The sequence below is a fragment of the Cryptosporangium sp. NPDC051539 genome (assembly GCF_044454545.1).
Taxonomy (GTDB): domain Bacteria; phylum Actinomycetota; class Actinomycetes; order Mycobacteriales; family Cryptosporangiaceae; genus Cryptosporangium.
The window spans coordinates 65831-77074 of record NZ_JBITDV010000009.1 but is presented as its reverse complement, the minus strand read 5'-3'; the positions used below and the strand labels follow the sequence as shown (position 1 = coordinate 77074).

Annotated in this window: 12 protein-coding genes; 6 read left to right on the top strand and 6 right to left on the bottom strand. The window is 68.7% G+C overall.

All coding sequences use genetic code 11. From position 1 onward, the window contains the following. Positions 1–7 precede the first annotated feature (7 nt). From ACIBZJ_RS26910 to ACIBZJ_RS26900, 3 genes are all read right to left on the bottom strand, one after another. Positions 8–1282: an amidohydrolase family protein gene (locus tag ACIBZJ_RS26910; protein WP_395934259.1), complete on the bottom strand. Its 1275-nt coding sequence runs from the start codon at positions 1280–1282 to the stop codon at positions 8–10. Between the two features lie 150 nt (positions 1283–1432). Beyond that, positions 1433–2404 carry a hypothetical protein gene (locus tag ACIBZJ_RS26905; RefSeq protein WP_395934257.1) on the bottom strand — a complete coding sequence of 324 codons (972 nt, stop codon included), beginning with the start codon at positions 2402–2404 and terminating at the stop codon, positions 1433–1435. 104 nt (positions 2405–2508) lie between these two features. Next, positions 2509–3006 (bottom strand): DUF3592 domain-containing protein, encoded by a 498-nt coding sequence (locus ACIBZJ_RS26900; RefSeq protein ID WP_395934255.1) that lies wholly within the window; start codon positions 3004–3006, stop codon positions 2509–2511. 357 nt (positions 3007–3363) lie between these two features. On the opposite strand from ACIBZJ_RS26900, the gene ACIBZJ_RS26895 reads away from it, so the two are divergent. The 3 genes from ACIBZJ_RS26895 (at position 3364) to ACIBZJ_RS26885 (ending at position 5623) form a co-directional block, all read left to right on the top strand. After that, positions 3364–3909 carry an alcohol dehydrogenase catalytic domain-containing protein gene (locus ACIBZJ_RS26895; protein WP_395934253.1) on the top strand — a complete coding sequence of 182 codons (546 nt, stop codon included), beginning with the start codon at positions 3364–3366 and terminating at the stop codon, positions 3907–3909. A 154-nt stretch (positions 3910–4063) separates the two neighbouring features. Next, on the top strand, positions 4064–4555 hold the full coding sequence (locus tag ACIBZJ_RS26890) for a hypothetical protein (RefSeq protein WP_395934251.1): 492 nt from the start codon (positions 4064–4066) through the stop codon (positions 4553–4555). Positions 4556–4696: 141 nt separating this feature from the next. Beyond that, on the top strand, positions 4697–5623 hold the full coding sequence (locus tag ACIBZJ_RS26885) for a hypothetical protein (RefSeq protein WP_395934249.1): 927 nt from the start codon (positions 4697–4699) through the stop codon (positions 5621–5623). A gap of 163 nt (positions 5624–5786) precedes the next feature. Here the strand turns inward: ACIBZJ_RS26885 and ACIBZJ_RS26880 are convergent, their stop codons facing one another. Then, complete coding sequence (locus tag ACIBZJ_RS26880; RefSeq protein WP_395934851.1) at positions 5787–6254, bottom strand: MarR family winged helix-turn-helix transcriptional regulator; 468 nt, start codon at positions 6252–6254, stop codon at positions 5787–5789. A 92-nt stretch (positions 6255–6346) separates the two neighbouring features. On the opposite strand from ACIBZJ_RS26880, the gene ACIBZJ_RS26875 reads away from it, so the two are divergent. Continuing rightward, entirely contained in the window at positions 6347–7051 is a 705-nt protein-coding gene (locus tag ACIBZJ_RS26875) for a hypothetical protein (protein WP_395934247.1), read from the top strand. A gap of 448 nt (positions 7052–7499) precedes the next feature. Next, positions 7500–8279 (top strand): polysaccharide deacetylase family protein, encoded by a 780-nt coding sequence (locus ACIBZJ_RS26870; protein ID WP_395934245.1) that lies wholly within the window; start codon positions 7500–7502, stop codon positions 8277–8279. Positions 8280–8776: 497 nt separating this feature from the next. On the opposite strand, the gene ACIBZJ_RS26865 is transcribed toward ACIBZJ_RS26870, so the two are convergent. Together ACIBZJ_RS26865 and ACIBZJ_RS26860 are read right to left on the bottom strand one after the other, a co-directional pair. Then, positions 8777–9415, bottom strand: coding sequence for an NADPH-dependent F420 reductase (locus ACIBZJ_RS26865; RefSeq protein WP_395934243.1), 639 nt, complete (start codon positions 9413–9415; stop codon positions 8777–8779). Next, the gene (locus tag ACIBZJ_RS26860; protein WP_395934241.1) at positions 9412–10236 is read right to left on the bottom strand and encodes an inositol monophosphatase family protein; all 825 of its coding nucleotides are present in this window, start codon (positions 10234–10236) and stop codon (positions 9412–9414) included. The genes ACIBZJ_RS26865 and ACIBZJ_RS26860 overlap by 4 nt, the downstream gene beginning before the upstream one ends. Before the next feature lie 105 nt (positions 10237–10341). Between ACIBZJ_RS26860 and ACIBZJ_RS26855 the strand changes: the two genes are divergently transcribed. After that, positions 10342–11244, top strand: coding sequence for a LysR family transcriptional regulator (locus tag ACIBZJ_RS26855; protein ID WP_395934239.1), 903 nt, complete (start codon positions 10342–10344; stop codon positions 11242–11244).

The window sequence follows — 11244 nt, the reverse complement described above, 5'->3', positions numbered from 1 at the left end:
CGAGCGTCTAGCTGGGTCGGCGGTTACCGGCGAGGGCACCTGGCCTGGCCACCACGCGGCTCGTCGTCGATCGAGCCACCAGGTCGCCGCGGCGCAGCACGAGCCGGTCGGCGGGTCCCTCGGCGATCGCCTGAATCAGATTCGCCGACGGCACCGCGAGGAGGTCGGCCTGTGCGCCTACCCGAGGACCGGCCACGGGCAAGCCCATCACCGAACGAGCGCCGTCGGTGACCAGGTGCCAGGCCTCGGCGGGCGTGAGGTGACCGGCGGTCACCAGCAGAGAGGCTGTCTCGAAGGCATCGCTCCGGCCGACGGGGTTGAACGGGTCGCGAACGTTGTCCGCTCCGGCGGCGAGCTTGACTCCGGCCTCGATGAGGGGGCGTAGTGCGGTGATTCCCCGGGGGGTGGCGACGGTGTCCCCGCGTCCCTGGAGGTACAAATTGGTGGCCGGCAGCGCTATGACGCCGAGATCGGACCGGCGGACCTCCTCGATCACGACGTCCCGCTGCTCGGGAGGCAGGGTTCCGAGCCGCACGCAGTGGCTGGCGGCGGACGCCCGGCCGTGGGGTAGGTCGCGGGCGAGGCGCGCGTAGTGGTCGAGGCTGATGGGTCCGTCGAGGCGCTCATCGGTGTGGAGGTCGAGCCCGAGGCCGTACCTCCTCGCAAAGGCCACCATCCGGTCCACCTCGACGAGAGGATCCCCTGCGTGATGCGGTGCACCGCCGACGAGATCGAGCCCCAGGTCCAGAGCTGCCGCGATGTCCGCGTCCTCGGTTCGCCAGTGGAACAGTCCCACGATCTGCAGGTCGAGCAGGTCGCGGAGCTCTTCGCGGACCTGAATCAGCGCCTGCGGGCCCGTTTGTGCGACGCCGCGGTGGATGTCGACGTGGGTGCGGATCGCCGTGATCCCGTTCGCGAGCATCGCGAGCGCTTGGGTCCTGGCCCGCACGGCAGTCGACTCGACGGTCAGGCTCGGCGCGTAGCCCATCCAGGACGCGACGGCGGAATCGAGGTCGCCCAGCGGCGGCTGAATCAGATCGAAACTGAGCGCCTTGTCGAGGTGGGCATGTGGTTCGGCCGGCGCCGCGAGGAGCAGCCAACCGCCGAGATCGAGGTCCCCGGCCTCAGGGCCGGCCGTGGAGAGACTCCCACTCGGCGAGACGGCGACGACCACGCCGTCCTCGATCCCGACGTCGACGAGGTGGCCGTTGGCCAGGCGCGCACGAAGTAGCCGGCGAATCGGCCGCGGAAGTTCCGGTGACTCGGGGACAGAAATCGACACGAGGGCTCCTCAGAGGCTGTGCGGGCTGTCCCCGCTGCACGTGAGGCACTTCGCGTATTTCTGTCATGGCTCGCATCGGCGAGGCTCCAGGAACACCATGTGCTGCCATCGACGGTTCAGGACAAGAGTTTTCTCGCGATTGCACATGAGTTACTTCCGCGTTTCGGCTGCCCTGTCGCCCTTCTCGGTCTCGTCGGGGGGCGCCAGTTGATAGCGGAAGCGCGTCGCGTCGAGAAGCCCGGCGTCCGTAAGGACAGCAGTGGCCCGCTCCAGGCGGGCGATCAGCGCAGCGCTGACACTTGACTCTGTGACCAGCACGAAGGTGCTTCTCGGAGCCCCGGACGACGGCACCAGATCGGCCGTTCCCGCCGGACACAGGCCGAGGCCCTCACGCAGGACCGCCATCATCCGAAGATGCGACAGTGCGTCGGGATCGGAGGCGACCCAAGCGTCCCAAAGGGCGATGTTCTGGGACGCGCGTGACGGCGCAAACCCGACCTCAGCCGACCTCGGCGCCTCCGCATCCACGAGCAGAAGGCCGCCCGACTGATCGACCATCAGCGCGTCGCAGGACGGCTTCGGCGGCAGGTTCCGCGGAATCCCTTCGACCTCGTGCAGAGCGTCGCGCAGACGTTCGGTGAGGTTCGCCTGCCAGGGGGCTCCCCAGCTCTCGTCATCGAATCGGGGGCCGAAGCTCCGCGCCAGCACAGTGCGCTCGTGATCCGAGCGCAGAGTCCGCCCGGCCCGCGTGTGGCTCGCCGGCAGCACCGGTACAGCGCGGTCGACCAGCGAGACGACGTCGGCCGCCAACCTCGCGTGATCCCCTTCCCCGACCCACGAGGCGCGCTCGACAGGCAGCGACAGGCGCCGTCGGACCAGGCTGGTCGCCTCCGCCCTCAGCCGCCGGCCCTTGCCGGCGTAGATGTCGACCAGCCTCGCCAGCCCGCAGTAGACCGAGGCTCGCTCCAGGTTGGCTCTGCTGTCGACCCAGAAATCCAGGTCCAGGAGCCCGTCGGACTCTCGGACGAGGCCGACGACGTCGGCAAGGGCACCGCCGGCGAGAAACATCGTCGCGAACTGCGGGCGTGGCACTTGCTCAACGAACACCTGAGCCCGGGGCACGCGGTCATGATGCCAGACGGAATGCCGCCGAATTGCTCAGCCCGATACGCTGGCCTGCGGTTTCGTCGGGCGCTCGCGACCGGAGATCGATTGATCGACACCCCTCACCCGCGATCCGCCCCACTCGCCGGCCGGAGGCGCGCGGACCGGGCGCTGAACAAGCGGCCCGCGATCGAGATGAACGCTGCGAAGATCGCCAAGACCGCCAGCCATCCGGGCGCCGACGTCCACACCGGCGTGGCGTAGCCGTTCGCCGTCGAAATCCGGCCGGGGTGGTCCGGATCGACGTAGACAGTCAGACTCTGCCCGACCGGTATCTTGTCGATCACCCACGGATAGCGCAGGTTCGCGCTGCAGTCCCTGCCTTCGACCCGGTAGCTCACCGTGTACCAGTGATCCCATTCGTCGTCGTGGTCTGCGGTGACCACGGCTGCGGTGCGGATACCGTGGTCGACGATCCGCCGGCGCCGCTGATCGCCGATCAGAAAGACGATGCCGGCGAGCAGGCCGAGAGTTACGGCGATCGCCAGTCCGATCGCCGTACGCCGCCAAGTCCAGACCACCGCCGTACCCTCGTTTCTTCGACTTCCCGCGAACGCCACCGACGCGTCCGGCCGCCACGGTCGAAATCGAGCCGGCAACGGCGACCCTCCATGGCCCGCGGTTGAGTCTGCACCGTCAGCGGTCCACGGCGCACCGGACCAGGCGCAGTGCGGCAGGAGGACGTCCGACGTCGGTGGTCAATCCTCCGTGACTCAGTGTGGACGGCGCGACATGGACCGGGAAGGTGCCGCACGGACGCTCGGGCTCGGTGCGCAGTGTCCGCACGACGGTGAGCCGAGTCGGATCGGCCAACGCGTGCAGTACGGCGACGAGTTCCAGCTGGTCCACCTCGGGGTGGACCAAGGGCGGAAGTAGCCATCCACGTCGCCTACGCCGGTATCAACTTCAAGGACGTCATGGCCCGCCGCGGCGATCCCGGATACGCCCCGCGGTGGCCGTTCGTCCCCGGTCTTGAGGTCTCTGGCACCGTCGTCGAGCACGGACCCGAGGTCACCCAGCTCCGCGTCGGAGACCGGGTCGTGGCGTTGACCAACGAGGGCGGCCTCGCGGAAATCGCGTTGGCGAAGGCCGCGCTGACGGTTCCGGTGCCGGCCGGATCATTGTTCGGCAATTCCTCCGGCGCGCCTCTGGCCGCATTACCGGCTACCGCTTTGCTCTACGCCCGAAACGCCTCCATCGGCGGCTTCAGCCTCGCCGCGCTCTCGGCCCAAGCACCCGAAAAGGTCGCTTCCTCGCTGCGCGTCGCACTTAACCTCCTAGCCGACGGCCGGGCCAGCACCGAGGCAACTGTGCTCAACGGTCTGGCGGCGGCGATCGACGCTCAGCAAGCACTCGCCACCGGCACCTGGCAAATACGTCGTCAACGTCTCCGAGGCCGTCACCGATTTCTAGGACGCGATCCTGGCAGATCGGCACTAGGGAACGTTCGCGCGCCGTGGTGATCGGTGACCGAAAGTAGACACCCACTGACGACGTTCTCGCCTTATGTACGGCAAGAGAGTGCGTCGCACCCGAGGGCGCCAATATCACGATCCGGTCGGCATGGCGGGGGTGGATATCCGGCTCCACTGATGCGTGAGCCCTCATTATCGCCGTATGAAAGATGTGGCTCCAGGAGCGTTGACGGGTTGCCTTGCGTTGATTGGAGTGGTCGTTGGCACCTATCTTGGTGGGCGCAACAGTGGCAGACAGCGGATTCGCGAGTCTCAGCTCGAAAGCTGCCAGGAGATGATGCAGGAGTACGCGGTCGTGTATAACTGGCTTGCGCGATTCGCTGGCGGGGCGAAGCCCGAACCTATCGATTGGGCTCCTTGGAATCATGCCTTGACTGTCGTGTCCTTTGTCTGCGAGCCGAAGACTGTCGCGACGGCGCATGCTCTGGGGGAGCAAATCTGGCGCGCAGATCAGGCCGTTCGCCAGGAGGGTATCGGCCTAGAAGAGTGGTGGCTGACGCGCCAGCCAGTCGAGGAAGCACGTGCAGCGTTCATCCATGCGGTCCGGCGTCAGCTGAACCCGAAGTTCCGCGAGCATGTCCGCACGACCTGCCGACCACCGCAGGATGACCCGATGTGGAAGGTGAAGCCGTAAGTAACTGCAGCGACAGTACGTCGTAGCGATCGTCGGATCACCGATAGCGGCCTGCCTGGGCGTTACCGACGAATGCTGACGCGGGACCCGCCGGGGGCTGCCACCCTGGGATCCATCAGCGTCACGAGCGAGGGGACCGCGATGCAACCGGCGAACGATCCCGGCGACTTGGAGACCTTTCTCCACAGCTACCTCAACCCCGTCCCGGCCCCAGCCCCGGCAACCCCCGCCGCCCCGGCAGCCCCCGCCGCCCCGATCCCCTGGCCCGGGCGGGACTTTCCGCTCGCCGCACACGCGACCGGTGCGCCGCAGTTCGGCGACGCGGTCACCGTCGCCCAGCAGCACGCGGTCAACGGGTTCCTCGCCGCCCACCCCCGGTTCTGGCCCAACATCCAGATGTGTCTGTCCACGGTGGTGTGGGGCTCCAAGTGGACCAAGGACTGGGGTGGATTCGTGTATTACCACACCTATCAGGACGCGATGGTCCAGTTCAATCAGGAACTCCACGTGCGGTCCGAGCCCGAGACCGCTCCCCAGAACTTCCTCCGGTTGTTCCTGCACGAGACCGGGCACGCCTGCTTCGAGCGGCTGCTGCGCCACGACCTGTCGATCAGCCCCGTGGTGGCACAGCATGTCCCGCCGCACAGGGTCCAGGCCAGTTACGAGATCACGATGATCGGGGACCTACCGCCGGCCGCCCGCCTCTTCTACGACGCGTGGATGGAGCTGAAACACGACAACGGGGCCGGCTTCTGCTGCCTCGACCTGGGCGCCGACCGGACAAACGGTCGGATGAGCCCCGCTCAGCGCCGCAAATACCAGGCCGACGACTTCAGCGAGTTCTGCGCGGAGATGTTCATGATGTACGCGATGGGCGACCTCCCGACGTTCATGAAAGGACTGGAGCCAGACACCGCGGACAGCCGAGCGTGGGTAAGCGCGTTAGCGGTACTCGACTTCTGGGCCAAACCGATTCTGACCCTCGACTGCACGACACCGTTCGTCCTGCTCGCACCGAGGAGCCGACCCAGGCGTACCAAACCACAAGACCTGAACGAACTCAGCTGACCCACTGTGCTTTCGGCCGCCCGCCGACCCTGGACAAGGCTGCCTTCACCGCGCCGGCACCCGGACGGAAGGGCCGCCGCCTCCTGACCGCAGCAGGCCGGCCACGCTCAGCAACGTCGAGCGTGGCCGGCCGCGACAGACCCGGCCACACGTGGGCGAGCCTTCACGTCTCGTCTGAGCGTCGGGTATCTGCGAGCCGCGACATCAGAATGACGAACTGACGCCGCTGGGCGACCGTTAGCGGCGCGAGGAACTCGTCCTGCACGTGGTCGACAATGGCGTCGAGTTGGAGGAGACGTTCGGAGCCCTCCGGGGTAATGGTCACGACCTTCCGTCGCTTGTGGTCAGGATCGACCGCTCGCTTGACCGAACCGCGTGACTCAAGCTCGATCAGGGCGCCTGTCACATCGCTGCGATCGATGCCGGTCATTCGGCCGAGCTCGGCCTGGCTCGCCGGACCTCGCTCTTCCAGAGCAGCGAGAAGCCGATAGTGGTAACTGCGCAACCCGTCACCGAACGCCTCGAACCCCGCACTGAGCAGACTCGAGGAACGCGCGTGGACTCGGCTCACGAGCCAGGTCGGACGGCCTTCGAGCCGGTGGAAACCGCGGCCGGTGGAGTGCGGGGGCATGGACACCGATAGAGCCTACCCGTTGTTGGCGATACCAACACTTGCTATGTTGGCGCTACCAACACCGATCGACCGCAGTGAGGAGCATGGCCGTGTCTACTTCATCCCGGAACGAACCCGGACGCATCCTCGTCGTCGGCCGCAGCCCCAGCGTGCTTGCAGCCACCGTCGAGATCCTGCGGGCCAAGGGCTACTCCGCAGACGCGACGAACCAATTCGAGAAGGTCGTCGACGACTACAGCGTCGACGACCTCGACCTACTGGTCTTCGGCGGCATGGTCCCCGCCGAGACCAAGAAGCGGCTGCGCCAGGAAATGTCGCGGCTCAACCCACACATCACCTTCCTCCAAGGGCTCGCCGGAATCCCCGGTGTCATCGCCGCTCAAGTGCAAGCTGCTACTGCGGTCGAAGCCCTCGACGACAGCGTGGTCAGTTACCACCAGGAACAACGCGCACTGCACCTCACTCTGACCGGTCCCACTCCCGTCACCGTCGAAGCGTGGTGGCACACATCTTTCGTGCCTCCGGAGCCCACGAGCACCGCGATGCGCGTCTTCGACGGCCCACTCGACGCGGGATCGCACACGATGACGCTTCCGGATCCCGTGCCGTCCGAAGCATCCTTCCTCGGCGTTACCGTCGGCCCGTCCACCCGCGTGTTCACGATCGGCCCCATGCCGACCGCGGTCACTCAGCTGACACCGACGTCGGCCGCTGACGATCGGCTCCCACCCGTCAATCAATTCGCCACCGCCGGCGAAGTCCCAGACCTCGAGCCGAACCTCCGCCCTCAATGAAGCACCGGCGAGCACAGGTTCGTCACGGCAGACGCGGACGCCGCGCGAGCCATTCCGCTTCACCGCGGAAAACCGTCCGCGCGGTCGGCCCGAGACACCCCGTTGCGCGACCGCAGCCCCGAGCGGGCGACTCCCCCGCCGGCGCCGGCGCCGGCCACCTGTGGCACACAGAGGCGAACCGAGCCGCCAGTCGCCCGCGCCCTTCCGGACACGAGAACCGTCGAACCGCCGGTCCCGAAGTACCTGAGCAGCGCGAACATCCCCCTGATCCGACCCCGCAGGCCACCTCTTCAGACGTATCCCAGGCCGATGATGACGGGGGACGTAATCTGCGTCTCGTTCGCTGGGCGGCCTTGTTCGTCCGGTCCACCATGGAGTCAGTGGCCGCGGGGCAGCTGGCTTGCCGCCCGGGCCGGACGGCGCGCATACAGGGGGCTCGGGAGTGCTGATGACACCGGACTCACCACGGCGGCGTGCCCGCTTCACCCGGCGTGCCGTGGTCCTCGGTGGGGCCGCGAGTGCGACCGCGGCCGGGCTCGGCGCGCTGGCCGGACGCGACCTGTTCCCCCGGTCCGAGGGAGACCGCTCCGCGCGGCCGTCGCCCTTCGTCGGGCCGGTCGGGGTCCAGTTGATCTGGCGGTTGTCCGGCGTCGGCCGTCGCACGGCCCTGACGTTCGACGACGGGCCCGATCCGCGCTGGACCCCCCGCGTGCTGGAGGTGCTGGCCGCCCACGGTGCCCGAGCCACGTTCTTCATGATCGGAACGCACGCCGCCCGTCATCCCGATCTCGTCCGGCGGGTAGCCGACGCGGGGCACGAGATCGGCAACCACACCTGGTCCCACCGGCGCATCGACCAGCTCGACGCCCGCCGGCTCCGGGAGCAGCTGGACCGCACCCAGGCCACGCTCGCCGACCTGACCGGCCGGGAACCCACGCTACTCCGGCCGCCGTGGGGCGAGATCGACGCACCCGGCCTGCTCACCGCCGCCCAGCTCGGCCTCCGGGTCGTGCTCTGGTCGGACCTCGTACGCGGAGCCCACCCCGACCACGATCTGCGGCGGCTCCTGTCCGAGGTCCAACCCGGTGCGGTGATCCTCGGCCACGACGGCGGCCCCACCCCCGACGACCACTTGATGTCGACGTTCGGCACCCTCGTCGACCGGCTCAGCGCCGCTGGTCACGTCCTCACGACCGTCAGCGCGGCATTGTCGGACCCGTCGCTGTAAGCGGTGTCAGTCACCCGCGCCGGGGCTCGGACCCGCTTGCTCCCGCACTGCGCACATTTGCGTTCAGGTAATTCATCGGATGCCGAAACTGCATGTCAGTACCCCCCTTCCGCCCCTACTCCTGGTTCATGGCAGACGATGAACAGTCGGACACGGTCCGGTACACCCACCGGGCGGAGTACACCGCTGACGTCCGCGTGGTCGTGCTTACGGGCGCCGGCTCCGAACCCGTTCGGCCTCTCGACCCGGCTGTCGAAACCGCTGATCGCCGCCGTCCGGGGACGGGTGGGTGCGATGGCCCACGAGCTCGTCCTGGCCGCCGACATCCGGATCGCCGCCGAGGATGCCACGAGGCCTTACGGCTCGGGCTCGTCCAGGAGGTCGTCGCCGTGGGCACGGATACCGGCCGGAAACCCACCACCCCGCAGAAGGCCGCCGGATCGAGCGGGTCGCGCACCGGACCACCGTGCGCCGTGTGGCGAACGCGACCACGACGCTCATGACAGGACGGTAAGCGCGAACGGCTTCATCCCCCATGCCTTCATGATGTAGGGGACCAGGAGAATCATCGCCTCCGCGCCGCGAGCCGATTGGATTCCCCCCAGATCGAGCACGCGCTCCCCCGGCCAGCCGATGTCGGCCAGCAGACCCCGGACGGTCGACTTGGCGTCCTCGTCGTCACCGGAGACGAACGCCGTCGGCGGCGCCGAAAGGCTGTCCGGCGCGGCCATGACCATGAAGAGCACCGTGTTGAGCGCCTTGACCACCCGGACGGCCGGAAGCGCGGCCTGCAGTTCCTCGGCCAGACTGCCGTTCGGGTAGATCAGCTCGCCGGGCTGGTTCCCGGCGCCCCGCCGGGTCGCGTTGGCCACGTCGACGAGGATCTTGCCCTCGAGCTCGTGCTTCAGTTCACTCATCCGCCCGACGGAGGTCTCGCCGGGGGTCGCGTTGACGACGACCTCCGCGGCGGCCGCGGCCTCCCGGACACCGGTGATCGTCACGGACGGGCCGTTCCAGGACTGCGCAACGGCGTCGGGGTCGCGGCTACCGACCCGCACGTCGTGTCCCGCGCCGGCGAACGCGGCCGCGAGGGCACGGGACACCCGTCCGGAGCCGAGGAGGGCGATGGTGGTCATGAGACGCTCCTGGTGAGTGGGGGAATCGCGGACAGAACGTCGACTGCGGCGGACTGGAGCGCGGGGGTGGCGGCGAGGAAGTCCGGGCTGCCCAGGTTCCACGGCCGGCCGCGGGTGTCACTGACCACGCCGCCGGCCTCCGACACGAGGAGCGCCCCGGCGAGCAGACCCGAGCGCACCTGACTGAACTGCCAGAACACCTCCATCCGGCCGGCGGCGATCTGGATCAGCTGGAGGGTCGCCGGCACCGACACGCGGATGACCATGCTGTTCTTGAGCATCGCGGTCACCGAAGCTCCGATGCGGTCGAAGACTTCGTCGGTCTCGCCCGGCGCGGCCTGGCCGGTGCCGACGAGCGCTCCCGTCAGTTCGACCTTTGCCGACGGCACCAGGGGCTCGCCGTTCAGCGCAGCGCCGCCGCCGAGGACCGCGGTGTAGGTGTCGCCGGTGAGCGGAAGGTGCACCGCGGTGAGCACGGGCGCGTTGTCACGCACCAGCGTGGCGGTGACTCCCCAGTCGGTCAGGCCGTGCGCGTGGTTGACGTTTCCCTCCACCGGGTCCACGACCCACCACTCGCCGGGCGGGAGGAGCCCGCTCTCGAGCTCGTCGTCGACCCAGCCGGCGCCGGGACGCAACCGGGTCAGCTCCGGTTTCAGGATCGCCAGCGACGCGTCGTCGTTCGCGTAGATCGCGGACACCACGTCGGCCCGGGTGCGGAACTCCGGGCGGTGCGGGAGCCGGCCGGCCATGACCTCGCCGGCTCGCTGCACGGCGCCCACCACCGCGGGCAGTAGTTCGTCGTCCATCTCAGTTGCCTCCATGCTGCGGATCGATAGGGGTGCGCACGGCGGAGCGGCCTCGACGACCTCTCCGGCGGCGAAGATCGCCGCTTCGTCGAAAGGACGTCGGCGCTTAGATTTACTGCCGTGCAACTCGACCTGAACCTGCTCACGGCCCTCGACGCGCTCCTCGAGGAGTGCAGCGTGGCCGGGGCCGCGCAGCGCCTCCGGCTGTCCGCGCCCGCGACGAGCCGGACGCTCGGACGGATCCGGCGGGCCACCGGCGACCAGATCCTGGTCCGGACCGGACGCACGATGACGCCCACTCCGCACGCGCTCGCCATCCAGGGCGAGGTCCACGACATCGTGCAGCGAGCCCGGGCGGCGCTCGAGCCGGGACGCGACGTCGACCTCACCACGCTCGACCGGGTCTTCACCATCCGTGGCCACGACGCCGTGACCACCGCGATCGGTCCGCGGCTGCTCGCGTCGGTGCAGGAGTCCGCTCCCCTCGTGTCGGTCCGCCTGCTCGCCGAGGCCAGCACCGACACCAACGAACTCCGTCACGGCCAGGTCGACCTCGAAGTCGGCTCGTCGGAGCCGGAACTCCCCGAGGTCCGCGCCCAGCTGCTGGGCCGAGACGACCTCGTGATCGCCATGCGCCCGGGTCACCCGCTCGCCGGCAAGCGGATGACCCGCAAGAAGTTCGCCGCGGCCGAGCACGTGATCGTTTCGCGCCGGGGCCGCCTGACCGACCCGGTCGACGAATCGCTGACCGGCCTCGGGCTCCAGCGCCGGGTGGTGGCGTCGGCGCCGACGAGTACGGCCGCGCTGTACTTCGTCAGCCACAGCGATCTGGTGGTCGCGGTTCCCGAGCACATGTGCGGGCCCACGATCACGTCGCTGGGCCTGCAGACCCGGCCGATGCCCGTCGACACGCCGTCCGTGCCGCTGTACCTGGCGTGGCACCAGCGTTACGACAACGACAAGGCCCACGCCTGGTTCCGCGCCCGCGTCCGGGCCGCGTTCGAGGGTCTCTTTCAGCCGTGA

Excerpts from the sequence above, each read along its gene's own strand:
- ACIBZJ_RS26885 (WP_395934249.1), top strand. The coding sequence starts at position 4,697 with ATGCAACCGGCGAACGATCCCGGCGACTTGGAGACCTTTCTCCACAGC.
- ACIBZJ_RS26880 (WP_395934851.1), bottom strand. The coding sequence starts at position 6,254 with ATGCCCCCGCACTCCACCGGCCGCGGTTTCCACCGGCTCGAAGGCCGT.
- ACIBZJ_RS26870 (WP_395934245.1), top strand. The coding sequence starts at position 7,500 with ATGACACCGGACTCACCACGGCGGCGTGCCCGCTTCACCCGGCGTGCC.
- ACIBZJ_RS26865 (WP_395934243.1), bottom strand. The coding sequence starts at position 9,415 with ATGACCACCATCGCCCTCCTCGGCTCCGGACGGGTGTCCCGTGCCCTC.
- ACIBZJ_RS26895 (WP_395934253.1), top strand. The coding sequence starts at position 3,364 with ATGGCCCGCCGCGGCGATCCCGGATACGCCCCGCGGTGGCCGTTCGTC.
- ACIBZJ_RS26860 (WP_395934241.1), bottom strand. The coding sequence starts at position 10,236 with ATGGAGGCAACTGAGATGGACGACGAACTACTGCCCGCGGTGGTGGGC.
- ACIBZJ_RS26890 (WP_395934251.1), top strand. The coding sequence starts at position 4,064 with ATGAAAGATGTGGCTCCAGGAGCGTTGACGGGTTGCCTTGCGTTGATT.